Below are 14,885 nucleotides of genomic sequence, written 5' to 3' on the forward strand. Positions count from 1 at the left end.
GGACGGATTTCTGCTCCCGCAGCCCGGCCGGGTCGGTGCGCGAATCAGTTAGACTCGGCCTTGGGCCATCTTCCGGAGAGACACCTTGCAGAGCAACGTCGGCGCGCGCGCATTCCAGAATGCGCGGTTGCAGAAGAAATTGAAGAAGCAGGCCGACGCCGTCATCTCCGCCGCGGCGAGCGCCTATGGTCAAGGCAGATATGCGGAGAGCGAGGCGCTCTGCCGCCAGATCCTGCAAGCCGTTCCGGATCATTTCGACGCGACGCACGTGCTCGGCCTCAGCGTGCAGCAGGGCGGGCGCCTCGACGAGGCGCAACAGCTGCTCGAGCGCGCGATTGCGATCGATCCGCGTTCGCACGAGGCTCAGAGCAATCTCGCGGCGCTCTACTTCGTGCTTCAGAAACTGGAAGCGGCCCGCGCCTGTCAGGAGAAAGCGATTGCGCTGAAGCCGAATTTTACGCCGGCCCTGGCCGGTCTCGGCAACACCCTGCTCCAGATGAACCTGCCCGAACAGGCCATCGAGGTCTACGATCGCGCGATCAAGCTGAAGCCCGACTACGCCGACGCGTTTTGCAATCGTGGCGTGGCGGAGCTGGCGCTGTTCCGGTTTGACCGCGCCAGGGAGAGCTTTGACCGCGCGTTGTTGTTTCAGCCGCGCCACGTCGAAGCGCTGATCGGCAAAGGCGTGGTCAGCATCGAGCTCAAGCGCTACGATGAGGCGGAAGCTGCGCTCGCAGCGGCGTTCGCGATCAAGCCCGATTCGGCGAAGATCCTGGCGCAGCGCGGACGCCTCAACTCGGCGCTGTCGCGGCTGGAACAGGCGGCCGCGGACTTCGATGCGGCCCTTGCGCTTTCGCCCCGGTTCGAAATGGCCTTGCGGGGAAAGGCGGAGGTCTCGCTCAGCCTGGGCAACACCGCACAGGCGATCCTGGCCTGCACGACCTTGCTCGAGCAGAATCCACGTTCCACGATCGCATTGGCGTTGCTGAGCTCCTGTTTTGCAAATCAGGGAGAAATCGCGTCCGCAATCGAACATCTCGACGCCGCGCTGGCGATCTCTCCGGATCCAGACTTGATGGCGCGGAAGATCTACTATCTTGACTTTCTCCCCGACGCCGATTTCACGATCCAGCAGGCAACGCGAAAGTCCTGGGGCGAAGCGATCGGTGCCCGCGTGCCGCAGAGGAAGCTCGCCCCCCGGCAGCTCGATCCCGACAGGCGGATCGTGATCGGCTATGTTTCCGCCGAATTCTGGTATCATTCGGCGGCGTTCGGCTTGCTGCCGGTGCTGCGCCATCACGATCACGCCAGCTTCGAGGTCGTCTGCTATTCGTGTTCGCCGACTCAAGATGCGATCACAGCCGAATTCAAGTCGGCGGCAGACGGCTGGGTCGATGCCTGGCAGATGTTCGACGACGAACTGGCCGATCGTATCGAGGCCGACAAGGTCGATATCCTGATCGACGTGTCCGGGCACTCGTCGGGCAACAGGCTTCAGGTCTTCGCCCGCAAGCCGGCTCCCATCCAGGTCACGGGCTTCGGGCACGCGACCGGTACCGGCCTTCGGACGATGGACTACGTGCTCGCGGACCCGGTCTTCATTCCGCAATCGGCGCGGCATCTGCTGGCCGAAAAGGTCTATGACCTGCCGTGCCTGATCACGATCGATCCCATCCTCGATGTGCCGCCTTCGGAGCTTCCCATGCTCCGCAACGGCTACGTCACCTTCGGCGTGTTCAACCGCGTCAACAAGATCTCGGACGAGGCCATTCGCGTGTGGTCGAACGTGATGCGGGAGGTGGCCGGATCGAAGATCATCATCAAGCATACGCTGCTCGACGATCCCCTGGTGCGCGACGGCCTTCTCGCGCGCTTTGTCGCCCACGGGATTGCCGAGGAGAGGATCACCTGCCTCGGCTCGTCCGAGCGCGCCGATCATCTGCGAGCCTTCGCGCTGGTCGATATTTCGCTCGATCCGTTTCCGCAGAACGGCGGCGTCAGCACCTGGGAATCCCTCTATGCGGGCGTTCCGGTCGTCGCCAAGCTCGGCCACGGCGCATCCTCGCGCGCCGGCGGCTCCATCGCGGCCGCCGTCGGTCTTGACGACTGGGTGGCAGAGGACGACGAGGGCTACGCCGCTATCGCGTGCAAATTCGCTGCCCAGCCCGCGCATCTGGCAAAGCTGCGCGCGGAATTGCCGGCCCGGATCGCGGCTTCGGCCGCGGGTAATGTCGAAACCTACACGCGCAGGGTCGAGGAGGGCTACCGCAAGTTCTGGCGCGACTATTGTGCCGCGGCCTCGGAAAGCGGGGAGGTCGCTTAAGCCGGCCGAACCGCGCAGATTTTGTGGATCTGCGCCTTCGGCCCGAGGATGCGCGTGACGATCAGACGAAGGGCGGCTTGATGTTGCTGCGCTTCTCCAGCCATTCCGGCACCGGCAGGTTCTTGGCGCGCATGAAGTCGGCGTTGAACAGCTTCGACAGATAGCGGCTGCCGGAATCGCACAGCACGGTGACGATCGTCTTGCCGGGCCCGAGCTGCTTCGCAAGCCGCATCGCGCCGACGACATTGATGCCCGTCGAGCCGCCGAGGCACAGACCTTCGTGCTGGAGCAGCTCGTAGATCGCACTGACGGCGTCGGTGTCGGGAATGAGATAGGCATCGTCGACCTTGGCAGTTTCTACGATCGCAGTGGCGCGGTTGAGGCCGATGCCCTCCGTGATCGAGCCGCCCGGCGTCGCCTTGGGATCGCCGGTCCTGAAATATTCGTACATGCCGGCGCCATGCGGATCGGCGCAGGCGATGCGGATGTTCTTGTTCTTCTCCTTCAAATAGCGGCTGACGCCGGCCAGCGTGCCGCCGCTGCCGACCGAGCAGACGAAGCCGTCGACCTTGCCGCCGGTCTGCTCCCAGATCTCAGGCCCCGTGGATTCGTAATGTGCCTTGGCGTTGTCCAGGTTGTTCCATTGGTCGGCGAACAGCACGCCATTGGGCTCGGTCTTGCGCAGCTCGTCGGCGAGCCGCCGGCCAACATGCTGGTAGTTGTTGGGGTTGGCGTAGGGAAGGGCCGGCACCTCGATCAGCTCGGCACCGCAAAGCTTCAGGAAATCCTTCTTCTCCTGGCTCTGCGTCTCCGGGATCACGATCAGGGTGCGGTAGCCGCGCGCGCTCGCAACCACGGCAAGGCCGATGCCGGTATTGCCGGCGGTCGCTTCCACCACCAGGCCGCCGGGCTTCAGCTCGCCGCGCTTCTCGGCCTCCAGGATCATCCATTTCCCGGCGCGGTCCTTCACCGACTGACCGGGATTCATGAACTCGGCCTTGCCCAGGATGGTGCAGCCGGTCAATTCCGAAGCCTGCTTGAGCTTGATCAGGGGGGTGTTGCCGATGGCTTCGACAACGTCGTTGCGAATGGTCATGTCGGGGAAAATCACTACCAAGGGGTTGATCGGCTTTGGCCCGAACCTAGTGCTTGGGAGGCCAAAGGGGAAGGCTTTTGCGCTGCGGCGAACCCGACCGAAACGCCCGCGGAAACAGTGATATGCCTGCAGTAGGAAATGGCCCAACCCCGGCCCGTGCACGAAACGATTGCGCTCCCGATCAACGTTGTTGCGACCAATTCTTGCCACGGGCGAAACGGGTCGCGACAGGGCGCGTGTCCTGTTCGCGGGGGATTGTCTAGAAATGCGGTTGTCCCTCGGTGGTAAGAACCTCAGCCGCCGCAGCGGGAGAGGCGAAGTGAACCCTGCAGCAACGGGTGTGGCCGCGATATCACATGAAATCTTGGTAAGCTTGCTTACGTTTCCCAATGTTTCGCAATGAAGAAAGTCTCTGCGAGACAGGCGCTTTTCGCATTCTTGTCAGTTCGCTCCCGCCTCGTTGGCACGGGCATCTCGCAATTGCGGCACTGTCCCGCCGTTCCGCGCCCGGCTAGTATGAAGCTCAAGTTCCGCAGAAAGCATCATTACTGTGAGCGCGTCGTCCAAAGCCTCCCGACCATCCCGCCGCGAATCGGTTAATCCGGCAGCGTTGCGGCGGCTTGATCTGCCCGGCGGGGGGTGGATGTGACACAGCAAGTTCCAGTGATCGCCTCGCGGCGGTCCCTCGGTTCTGCATTCGGAACGCTGCGCGCGGCACGATGGATTGCGGTGCTGTGCCTCGCCGCCGGCTCGGGGGCGTGCGTGCTGACCCAGGATCTTCCCGATCCCGCGCTCGACGTTCCCGCGCACTACAAATATGCCGGCAAGGGCGATGCGCCGCCGTCGCTCGATTGGTGGCGCGGCTTCCGCTCTGCGGAGCTCGCGCAGCTGATGGAGGAGGCGCAGACCGTCAATCTCGACATCGCCGCGGCCGTGGCGCGCATCGTCCAGGCCGACGCCCAGGCGCGGCAGGCCGGCGCGGCGCTGCTGCCGAGTGTCTCGACAGGCGGATCCGAAACCTATTCGCGCACATCGGGCTCGAGCGCTTCGGGACTGTCCATCGGCGGACGCGAGGTCGTCAATTATTCGGCCTCGCTGAGCGCGAGCTATCAGCTCGATTTCTGGGGCCAGAACCGCGACGCGCTGCAATCGGCAGAGGAGACGGCGAACGCCAACCGTTTCGATCGCGACACGGTCGCGCTGACCACGCTCGCCGCCGTCGCCAACGCCTATTTCCAGGTGCTGGCCTCGCAGGACCGCATCAGGACCTCACAGCGCAACATCGCAAGCGCGCAGCGCATCCTCGATGCGGTGAGGGAGCGCCGCAGGGCCGGCACCGGCACCGATCTCGACGTCGCCCAGCAGGAGAGCGTACTGGCGAACCAGAAGGCGCTGGTGCCGCCGTTGCGCCAGACGCTGGACCAGAACGTCAACGCGCTCGCCGTGCTGGTGTCGCGGCCGCCGGAGAGCGTGCGCGTGCACGGCGGCTCTCTGGACCGGATCGCGATCCCGCGCGTGACGCCCGGCCTGCCGTCGGAGTTGCTGACGCAGCGGCCGGACATCCGCCGACAGGAGGCGCAGCTCGCCTCGGCCACCGCCAACATCGGCAATGCCCGGGCACAATTCTTTCCGACCATCCAGCTCACCGGCAATGGCGGCTACCAGAGCTCGGCGCTGGTCTCGCTGTTCCAGCCGCATGCGGCCTTCTTCCAGCTCGTCGGCAGCGCGACACAGCCGATCTTCGACGGCGGCAGGATCCTCGGCAATTTCGAGTTGGCCAAGGCGCGGCAGGACGAGCTGCTGCAAACCTATCGCAAGACCATCATCCAGGCCTTTGCCGACGTCGACAACGCGCTGTTCTCGATCAAGCAGACCACGATCAGGCTGCAATTGCAGCGCGACGTCGTCGCCGCCTCGCGTCGCGCCTTCGATCTCTCCGAGCAGCAATTGCGCGCCGGCACCGCCGACATCGTGACCGTGCTCAACACCCAGCTGACCCTGTTCCAGGCGGAAGACGCGTTGTGGCAGGCCCAACTCGCACGGCTTCTGGCCATCGTCAGCCTGTACCAGGCGCTCGGCGGAGGCTGGGAGCCGCGAATGGAGAAACCGGTCAATGCTCTTTAAGCCGGACACCAAGCAAGGCGCGCGAGAGGGGACAGCGAAGCGATCGCGCGGCCGCAGCTTCGTCATGACCCTGATCACGCTCGCGATCCTTGGCGGCCTTGGTTACGTCGGCTGGATTGCAATGCAGCAGCAGCAGGCGAACAACCGCAATCAGCGCCCCGATCTACCGGTGCCGGTGCTGGCGGCGAGCCCGCGCATCCAGGACGTGCCGGTTTATCTCGACGGCGTCGGCGCGATCCGCGCGCTCAACACCGTAACCGTGCGCTCGCAGGTCGACGGCAAGCTGATCGCGGTCAACTTCACGGAAGGCCAGGACGTCAAGAAGGGCGACGTGCTCGGCGAAATCGATCCGGCGATCTATCAGGCTCAGTACGACCAGGCGGTTGCCAAGAAGGCGCAGGATCAGGCCCAGCTCGCCAACCAACGCATCGACCTCGCGCGCTACGAGCAGCTCGCGGCCTCCAACGCCGGCTCCAAGCAGCAGGCCGACACCCAGCGTGCGTTGGTCGCGCAGACCGAGGCGCTGGTCAAGGCCGACCAGGCTGCGATCGACAACGCGGCGGCGACGCTGAGCTACACCAAGATCGTGGCGCCGATCTCGGGCCGCGTCGGCCTGCGCCTGGTCGACCAGGGCAACATCATCCATGCCTCCGACACCACGGGCCTCGTGGTGATCACGCAATTGCAGCCGATCGCGGTGTGGTTCAGCCTGCCGCAACAGCAGATCATGCGCGTCAACGCGGCGGCAGCGAAGGGGCCGCTCGCGGTCGACGTGTTCGGCAATGACGGCATCACGGTGATCGATACCGGCAAGCTCACCGGCATCGACAACCAGGTCGACCAGACCACCGGCACGCTCAAGCTCAAGGCCGAATTCCCCAATGCCAATTACCAGCTCTGGCCGGGCCAGTTCGTCAATGTCCGCCTCAAGGTCGAGACCTTGACGCAGGCGCTGGTGGTGCCGACCTCTGCGGTGCAGCGTGGCCCGATCGGCACTTTCAGCTACGTCATCGGCGCGGACAACATCGTCTCGGCCAAGCCCGTGACGGTGACCCAGCAGAACGAGCATGACGCCGTGATCGCCAGCGGCCTGTCGGCGAGCGAGAGGGTGGTCACCACGGGCTTCGCAAATCTGTCCGACGGCTCCAAGGTGATCGTCGGCCGCGATGACCAGACTCCGTCGGCCGATCTTGCCCCACGCAAGCGCTCGCGCGCACCGGACGCCCAGAAGAAGGATGGTGCCAACGAAGGCCAGAAGGACGGGCAGAAGGACAGCCAAGCCAAGGACGGCGAGTTGCGCGCCAAGCGCAAGAGCAGCGAAGGCGACCAGAAGGGGCAGACGGGACCGGCGCCGGGGCCGGGGGCATCGGAAAGTGGAGCCAAGCAGCCATGATCCCGACAACAGCCGCTTGAAGCGGCAGGCATAACCCATGGGTGTCTCCGAACCCTTCATCCGCCGGCCGATCGCGACCTCGCTGCTCGGCATCGCGCTTCTGATCGGCGGGCTGCTCGGCTATTTCGCACTCCCGGTCTCGGCGCTGCCGCAGGTCGATTTCCCGACCGTGCAGGTGACGACGCAGCTACCGGGCGCGAGTCCGGACGTGATCGCCTCGCTGATCACCGCGCCGCTGGAGCGGCAGCTCGGGCAGATCCCGTCGCTCTCGGCGATGAACTCGACGAGCTCGTTCGGCGTCAGCCAGATCTCGCTGCAGTTCGAGCTCAACCGCGACATCGACGGGGCGACGCAGGACGTGCAGGCCGCGATCAATGCCGCCGCGGGCGTGCTGCCGAGGACGCTGCCTTACCCGCCGACCTACGCCAAGGTGAACCCGGCGGATGCGCCGGTGATGACGCTGGCGCTGCGCTCGGACACGATCTCGCTGCGGGTGATGAGCGACATCGCCGACACCATTCTGGCGCAACGTTTGAGCCAGATCTCCGGCGTCGGGCGCGTGTCCGTGCTGGGCGGGTTGAAGCCGGCCGTGCGCATCCAGGCCGATCTGGCGCGCCTTGCAGCCTACGGCATCGCGATGGAAGATCTGCGCACCGCGATCGCCAATGCCAATGTCTCGGGGCCGAAAGGCTCGCTCGACGGCGCGCAGCAATCCTACATCATCGCCGCCAACGACCAGATCGCGGCGGCTGAAGCCTACAAGCCCGTCATCATCGCCTATCGTAATGGCTCGCCCGTGACCATTGCCGATGTCGCCCAGATCGTCGACGGCCTCGAGAACGACCGCACTGGCGGCTGGTACCAGGGCACGCCGGCGGTCATCCTCGACATCCAGCGCCAGCCCGGCGCCAACGTCATCGACGTCGTCAGCCAGATCCGCGCCGAGATCCCGAAACTGCAGCGCGCGATCCCGGCCGGCGTGAATCTCACCATCGTCTCCGATCGCACCGTCACCATCCGCGCCTCGGTGCGCGACGTACAATTCACCCTGGTCCTTGCCGTCGTGCTGGTGACGCTGGTGGTGCTGCTGTTCCTGCGTTCGTTGCGCGCGACCGTGATCGCCGGCGTGGCGCTGCCGTTGTCGCTGATCACGAGCTTCGGCATCATGTATTTTGCCGGCTTCAGTCTCGACAATCTGTCGCTGATGGCGCTCACGATCGGCACCGGATTCGTCGTCGACGATGCCATCGTGATGATCGAGAACATCGTGCGCCACATGGAAAATGGCGACGGCGCGATGGAGGCCTCGCGCAAGGGCGCCAGCGAGATCGGCTTCACCGTGATCTCGCTGACGGTGTCGCTGATTGCGGTCTTCATCCCGCTCCTGTTCATGTCGGGCCTGGTCGGGCGCATGTTCCGCGAATTCGCGCTGACCCTGACGATTGCGGTCGTGACCTCGGCGGTGGTCTCGCTGACGCTGACGCCGATGATGTGCTCGCGGCTGCTCAAGCACGCGCACGAGGAGCTGGCCGTGCCGGGACTGGCCGCGATCAGCCGCTTCATCGACCGCACGGTCGACGCCTATCACGGATCGCTGTTGTGGGTGCTGGAGCGCCAGCGCGCCACGCTGGTCGTGACCTTCGTTACGCTGATCGTGACCCTGGTGCTCTATGTCGTCGCGCCCAAGGGCTTCCTGCCGCTGCAGGACACCGCGTCGATCACGGCGGTGACGGAGGCGGGGCCCGACGTGTCGTTTGCGGAGATGAAGAGGCGGCAGGCCGAGGCGGCCGAGGCCATCAGGGCCGACCCTGATGTGGTCGGCGTGGTCTCGGTGATCGGTGCGGGCTCCGTCAACCCGACCACCAATGTCGGCCGCCTCGTCATGAGCTTGCGGCCGCGCGGCGAGCGCCGCGACGATGTCAGCGTGGTCGTGACCCGGTTGAAGGAGCGGGTCTCCGGCATCCCCGGCATGACCGTCTATTTCCAGCCGGTGCAGGACGTGCAGATCTCGACCCAGTCGAGCCGCTCGCAATACCAGTACACGCTGACCGGCACCGATGCGACGCTGGTCTCGGAATGGGCGCGCAAGCTGGTTGCGGAGATGCGGCGCGATCCCTTGTTCCGGGACGTCTCCTCCGAGGCGCAGGAGGGCGGCCTGCGGGCGCAGCTCGATGTCGACCGCACGCGCGCCGGCCAGCTCGGCGTGAGCCTGCAAGCAATCACCGACACGCTGAACGACGCCTTCGCGCAGCGGCAGATCTCGACCATCTACGGTCAGGCCAACCAGTATCGGGTGGTGCTGGAGGCGCTGCCGATGTATCAGCGCGATCCCTCGATCCTGTCGAAGCTCTATCTGCCGGGTGCCGCGAGCGCCACCGCGGGCGCGCCCAATGCCCAGGTGCCGCTGTCGGCCGTGGCGACGCTGAAGCGGACCACGGCGCCGCTCGCGATCTCGCATCAGGCGCAATTCCCGTCGGTGTCGCTCAGCTTCAACCTGGCGCCGGGCGCGGCGCTCGGCGATGCCGTCGAAGCCGTAAAGGTGATCGAGACCCGCATCGGCATGCCGGGCAGTATCGTCGGCGTCTATGCCGGCGACGCCGCCGAATTCGCCAAGGCACTCGCCGGCCAGCCCTGGCTGCTGCTCGCCGCCGTCATCACGATCTACATCGTGTTAGGGGTGCTCTACGAGAGCTATATCCATCCGATCACGATCCTGTCGACGCTGCCCTCGGCCGGCGTCGGCGCCATCCTGGCACTGATGCTGTGCGGACAGGACCTCTCGGTGATCGGCCTGATTGGCATCATCCTCTTGATGGGCATCGTCAAGAAGAACGCGATCATGATGATCGACTTTGCGCTCGAGGCCGAGCGCGGGCGGGGCATGTCGCCCAGTGAAGCCATCGTGCAGGCCTGTCTGTTGCGCTTCCGTCCGATCATGATGACGACGCTGGCGGCGCTGTTCGGGGCGCTGCCGCTCGCGATCGAAAGCGGCACCGGCGCCGAGCTGCGCTTTCCGCTCGGCATCTCCATCATCGGCGGCCTGCTGCTCAGCCAGCTCCTGACACTTTACACGACGCCCGTGATCTACCTGGCGCTCGACCGCATCAACCGCCGGTTCGAGCAGGCACTGCCGCCGGCTGGATCCGGCGGCCCGCCGGTCGCCGGCGCGACCGAGGGGATGCAGTGATGGCATCGATCTCGGAGCCCTTCATCCGCCGTCCGGTCGCGACCACGCTGCTGTCGATCGGGCTGTTCCTGCTGGGTGTCGTCGCCTACCGGTTCCTGCCGGTCGCCTCAGTCCCGAACGTCGACTTTCCCGCCATCTTCGTCTCCGCCAGCCGGCCCGGCGCCGATCCGTCCGTGATGGCGGCGACGGTCGCTTCGCCACTGGAGCGACGTTTGGGAGAGATCGCCGGCATCAACCAGATCACCTCGACCTCGAGCCTCGGCACGACCAGCATCCAGCTTCAGTTCGACATAGGCCGCAACATCGACAAGGCCGCGCGCGACGTGCAGGCGGCCATCAACGCCGCGATGGTCGACCTGCCGAGCGACCTGCCGACGCTGCCGCGTTTCCGCAAGGCGAACACGGCCGGCGCACCCATCTTCGTGCTGGCGTTGACCTCCAAGACGATCTCTCCGTCGGCGATCTACGACGTCGCCGACAGCGTGTTGGCGCAACGCATCTCGCAGGTGCCGGGCGTCGGCAACGTGTCGATCTCCGGCGCCGACCAGCCGGCCGTGCGCGTGCAGCTCAACCCGGTTGCGCTGTCCAATGCTGGAATCGCCACTGACGACGTGCGAACCGCGATCATCGCCGCCAACGCGCTCGGCCCCGTCGGCATCTTCGAAGGCGAGCGCCAGAGCGAGACGCTGTCGCTGAACAAGCAGATGCGCACGGCGAAGGAGTTCCGCGACATCGTCATCAAGAGCTCGGGCAATAATTTCGTGCGGCTGTCGGATGTCGCCGACATCGAGGATTCCGTCCGCAACGTCCGCTCGATAGCCTGGTTCAACAGGCAACCGGCGGTTCTGATCCAGATCACCAAGCAGGGCGATGCCAACGTCATCGACACCGTCGACCGGGTCAAGGCGCTGATCCCCGAGCTGAAGCAGTGGATCCCGGCCGGTGTCGAGATCTCCACCCTGGTCGATCGGACCGGCACGATCCGCGCCAGCGTGCTGGACATGCAATGGACGCTGCTGGCAACGTCCGTCCTGGTGATGGTCGTCGTGTTCGTGTTCCTGCGGCGGCTGACGCCGACCATCGCGGCCGGCATCTCGGTGCCGCTGGCACTCGCCGGGACTTGCGCCGGCATGTGGGTCGCGGGCTTCTCCATCGACAACCTGTCGCTGATGGCGCTCGCCATCTCCGTCGGCTTCGTCGTCGACGACGCCATCGTCATGATCGAGAACATGTTCCGCAACCTCGAGCAAGGCATGCGGCCGTTCCGGGCGGCGCAGGAGGGCGCCAAGCAGATCGGCTTCACTGTGGTCTCGATCAGCCTGTCGCTGATCGCGGCCTTCACGCCGCTGATCTTCATGGACGGCGTCGTCGGTCGGCTCCTGCGCGAATTTTCGCTGACGCTGACCTTCGCCATCCTGGTCTCGACGCTGGTGTCGCTGACGGTCACGCCGATGATCTGCGCCCATTACATCCGGCAGGCCACCTCCGGCACGGCAACGCTGTTCGACCGCATCATCGAAGGCGCGCTGTCGCGCACCATCGTGTTCTACGCCCGCACCCTGCGCACCGTGCTGGAATTCCCGCTGCTGACGCTGCTGGTGTTCTTCGCCACCATCGCGCTCACGGTGACGCTCTACATCAAGGTCCCCAAAGGCTACTTCCCCACGGACGATTCCGGCTTCATCATCGGCGCGACGCGCGCCTCGGCGGACACCTCGTTCCAGTCGATGCTCGGCCTGCAGCAGCGGCTCGCCGAGATCGTGATGAAGGATCCCGCCGTGGCCGGCATCGGCTCGACGGTCGGCAGCGGGGGCCCGGGTCCGGCGACCTCGAACCGCGGCACCATGTTCATCAGCCTGAAGCCGCCGGAGGAACGTGGCCACGTGTCGACTGAGGTCGTGATCGAACGGCTCAGGCGCGCGCTATATCCCGTGCCCGGCATCCGCCTCTTCATGTTCGCGGCCCAGGACGTGCGGGCCGGCGGGCGTCAGAGCGATTCCGACTACCAATATACGCTCACCAGCACCGATCTCGGCCTGTTGCAGAAATGGGCGCCGATCGTGGCCAAGCGCCTGGAGAGCGTGGAGGGCATCACCGACATCTCCAGCGATCGCGATCCCGGCGGGCTGCAGCTGACGCTCGCCATCGACCGCCAGAAGGCGTCCGCGCTCGGCGTCAGGGTCCAGGACATCGACAACGCGCTGAACAACGCTTTCGCACAGCGGCAGATCTCGATCATCTACACCCAGCGCAACCAGTACATGACCGTGCTGGAGATCGACCCGAAGTTCCAGGTCGACCCCTCCAATCTCGATCGCATCTACGTCGCCGGCGCGGGAGATGTGCAGGTGCCGCTGTCGGCCGTGGTGCGCGCGACGCGCGGGCTCGCTGCGCTCGCCGTCTATCATTCGCAGTCGTTCCCATCGACCACGGTGTCCTTCAACCTGATGCCGGACGTGCCGCTTCAGGCGGCGACCCAGAACATCCAGCGCGCGGTCGACGAGTTGCACATGCCCGAAGGCATTCGCGGCAGCTTCGACGGCAATGCCGGCGATTTCGCCAGGACCAGCGGTCGCCAGCCGCTCCTGATCCTCGGCGCGCTGGTCGCGATGTATATCGTGCTCGGGGTGCTCTATGAGAGCCTCGCCCATCCGCTCACGATCATCTCGACACTGCCATCGGCCGGCTTGGGTGCGCTGCTGGCCTTGCAGCTCACCAACACGCCGCTGACGGTGATCGCCTTCGTCGGCATCATCCTCCTGATCGGCATCGTCAAGAAGAACGGCATCATGATGGTGGACTTCGCGCTCGATGCCGAGCGCCAGCGCGGCCTGTCCTCGGCGGAGGCGATCTTCGAGGCCTGCCAGGCGCGCTTCCGCCCGATCCTGATGACGACTATGGCGGCGCTGTTTGCCGGCATTCCGCTGGTGATCGCGACCGGCCCCGGCACGGAGCTGCGCCGCCCACTCGGCATCACCATCATCGGCGGCCTGTTCGTCTCGCAGATCCTGACGCTGTACACGACGCCCGTAATCTACCTCCTGATCGACCGCCTGCGTCGTCGCTCCGAACCGCGTCCGCTGGCTGCACCGGCGGAATAGGTTGTTGAGCAGCCGCTCCAAGCGTATAGCGGCCCCATGTCCAAGCCGCCTGAGACCGCCGCCGCGCCGGCCGAACCAATCCCCGAGTGCCCGCACTGCCAGAAGCCGATGCCTCTCTGCATCTGCGACAGCGTCACGCCCATTGAAAATCGTCTCTCGCTGCTGATCCTCCAGCATCCGCAGGAGCAGGACAGGGCGCTCGGCACCGCGCGGCTGCTTGCCAGGCATTTCGCCGATGCCACCGTGCGGGTCGGCCTGTCCTGGCCGAGCCTGTCCAAGGCGCTGGGACGGCCGGTCGAGAATGCTTCGCACTGGGCGGTGCTCTATCTCGGCTCGGCACGCGCGGCCGATCTCGATGCCGAAGGTGAGATCGTCGCGCTCAACCGCAAGGGCGAGGTCGCGGAGAACCAGCGCGCGATCCTCGGCAAGCTCGAAGGCGTGGTGCTGCTCGACGGCACCTGGAGCCAGGCCAAGGCGCTGTGGTGGCGCAATCCCTGGATGCTGAAATGCCAGCGCGTGATCCTCAATCCGGCACGTCCTTCTCGCTACGGGCGCTTGCGCAAGGAGCCGCGCCGCGACGGCCTCGCGACCATCGAAGCCGCCGCGACGATCCTCGCCGCCCTCGAGCGGCGCCCTGATATCGCCGAGACGCTTCATGCCAGTTTCGAGCGGATGCTGGCTCGCTACCGCGAGGTCCAGGCCGAGATGCCGGAACTGGCACCCAAGCCCGCGCCCAAGGGCCGCCGGCGCGACTTCCGGCGCGGCAAGCGCGCCTGATTTCGGGTGGACATTTCGCTGTGCTACCCGCGGGCCGTGGGGTTGCCTAAGCCATTGATCCCCTATATTGGTCCGCCCTTACGGGGCCACGTGGCGGAGTGGTTACGCAACGGTCTGCAAAACCGTGTACACCAGTTCAATTCTGGTCGTGGCCTCCATCACAAGTCTCTGATTTTCCGCAAAATTTGGACTTATAGGCGGTTCCGCCGAGCCGCAGCTCCAGTGAGCCACCGGGTTTGCCCGGGGCTTGGCGGAAAGGTGCGATTCAGGTCCTCTGGCATAGACTTCGCATCTGCGAAAAGACGCATCCAAACCCTGGAGCTGGAGAGCACGTGGGCGACGTCGTTCGATTTGTCCCGAAATCCGAGCTGGAGCGGACCCGCCTCATTGCTGAGGCGCGCGCGATCTATGACAGCATCTTCCCGCCGGCTGCACCCGACCGGGCGCCGCAGCAGGGCGAGGAACGCGTCAAGACTTGATCGGGGCTGCGCCGGTCCCCAGCGCTCGGTCATGCCGAACCGCCCGAAAGGCGGACGCATCGGTTCACTTCAAGTGGCCTCAGCAGGCCGCGTACCAGTCGTCGGGGAAGGGCAGGAGGGGCCAGGCGCCCTCGTTGTCATTGGCAGCCTTGTTATTGGCAGCCTTGGGCGTCGTGTCGAAGCTCCACGAGCGAGGCACGTATTGCTCCACCGGCACGGGCGCGAAATCCTCAAAGACCATGGCGTCCCGGACAGCATCCAGCAGCAAATTGAATTCGGCTTCGCTCATCACACCCTCGCAGAATGCGGACGGCGCAATGTCGCAAAGCCGGTTTGTTTCCGGATTGATCCGATCGTTCGCATTTTAACGATGCGGCGATCGGGACCCGAATGGTTAGCGATTCC

The 14,885-nt window shown here is 65.4% G+C and carries 9 protein-coding genes and 1 tRNA gene; 8 read left to right on the forward strand and 2 right to left on the reverse strand.

The window, feature by feature from the left end:
• The first annotated feature begins 85 nt into the window (after positions 1-85).
• Complete coding sequence (locus tag I6F12_RS09885) at positions 86-2,323, forward strand: tetratricopeptide repeat protein (RefSeq protein WP_225156074.1); 2,238 nt, start codon at positions 86-88, stop codon at positions 2,321-2,323.
• A gap of 61 nt (positions 2,324-2,384) precedes the next feature.
• Here I6F12_RS09885 and I6F12_RS09890 read toward each other — a convergent pair whose 3' ends face one another.
• Positions 2,385-3,419: a cysteine synthase A gene (locus I6F12_RS09890; protein ID WP_035999544.1), complete on the reverse strand. Its 1,035-nt coding sequence runs from the start codon at positions 3,417-3,419 to the stop codon at positions 2,385-2,387.
• Positions 3,420-4,058: 639 nt separating this feature from the next.
• Here I6F12_RS09890 and I6F12_RS09895 point away from each other — a divergent pair.
• From I6F12_RS09895 to I6F12_RS09925, 7 genes are all read left to right on the forward strand, one after another.
• Positions 4,059-5,543 (forward strand): efflux transporter outer membrane subunit, encoded by a 1,485-nt coding sequence (locus tag I6F12_RS09895; RefSeq protein WP_109143815.1) that lies wholly within the window; start codon positions 4,059-4,061, stop codon positions 5,541-5,543.
• On the forward strand, positions 5,533-6,936 hold the full coding sequence (locus I6F12_RS09900) for an efflux RND transporter periplasmic adaptor subunit (protein WP_225141909.1): 1,404 nt from the start codon (positions 5,533-5,535) through the stop codon (positions 6,934-6,936). Before I6F12_RS09895 ends, I6F12_RS09900 begins: the two co-directional genes overlap by 11 nt.
• A 37-nt stretch (positions 6,937-6,973) precedes the next feature.
• Complete coding sequence (locus tag I6F12_RS09905) at positions 6,974-10,123, forward strand: efflux RND transporter permease subunit (RefSeq protein ID WP_225156075.1); 3,150 nt, start codon at positions 6,974-6,976, stop codon at positions 10,121-10,123.
• Complete coding sequence (locus tag I6F12_RS09910; RefSeq protein ID WP_225156076.1) at positions 10,123-13,224, forward strand: efflux RND transporter permease subunit; 3,102 nt, start codon at positions 10,123-10,125, stop codon at positions 13,222-13,224. Before I6F12_RS09905 ends, I6F12_RS09910 begins: the two co-directional genes overlap by 1 nt.
• A gap of 36 nt (positions 13,225-13,260) precedes the next feature.
• A complete protein-coding gene (locus tag I6F12_RS09915; protein WP_225156077.1) occupies positions 13,261-14,001 on the forward strand; it encodes a tRNA-uridine aminocarboxypropyltransferase in 741 nt (246 codons plus the stop codon).
• Positions 14,002-14,085: 84 nt separating this feature from the next.
• Positions 14,086-14,159, forward strand: a tRNA-Cys gene (locus tag I6F12_RS09920).
• A 174-nt stretch (positions 14,160-14,333) separates the two neighbouring features.
• Entirely contained in the window at positions 14,334-14,480 is a 147-nt protein-coding gene (locus I6F12_RS09925) for a hypothetical protein (RefSeq protein ID WP_225156078.1), read from the forward strand.
• A gap of 79 nt (positions 14,481-14,559) precedes the next feature.
• Here the strand turns inward: I6F12_RS09925 and I6F12_RS09930 are convergent, their stop codons facing one another.
• Entirely contained in the window at positions 14,560-14,769 is a 210-nt protein-coding gene (locus I6F12_RS09930; protein WP_036027983.1) for a hypothetical protein, read from the reverse strand.
• Positions 14,770-14,885: the final 116 nt, after the last annotated feature.

This window comes from Bradyrhizobium sp. IC4059, assembly GCF_020193615.1.
Taxonomy (GTDB): Bacteria; Pseudomonadota; Alphaproteobacteria; order Rhizobiales; family Xanthobacteraceae; genus Bradyrhizobium; species Bradyrhizobium yuanmingense.

Coding starts and splice junctions, on each gene's coding strand:
- I6F12_RS09890 (WP_035999544.1), bottom strand. CDS start 3,419: ATGACCATTCGCAACGACGTTGTCGAAGCCATCGGCAACACCCCCCTG.
- I6F12_RS09900 (WP_225141909.1), top strand. CDS start 5,533: ATGCTCTTTAAGCCGGACACCAAGCAAGGCGCGCGAGAGGGGACAGCG.
- I6F12_RS09905 (WP_225156075.1), top strand. CDS start 6,974: ATGGGTGTCTCCGAACCCTTCATCCGCCGGCCGATCGCGACCTCGCTG.
- I6F12_RS09910 (WP_225156076.1), top strand. CDS start 10,123: ATGGCATCGATCTCGGAGCCCTTCATCCGCCGTCCGGTCGCGACCACG.
- I6F12_RS09915 (WP_225156077.1), top strand. CDS start 13,261: ATGTCCAAGCCGCCTGAGACCGCCGCCGCGCCGGCCGAACCAATCCCC.
- I6F12_RS09930 (WP_036027983.1), bottom strand. CDS start 14,769: ATGAGCGAAGCCGAATTCAATTTGCTGCTGGATGCTGTCCGGGACGCC.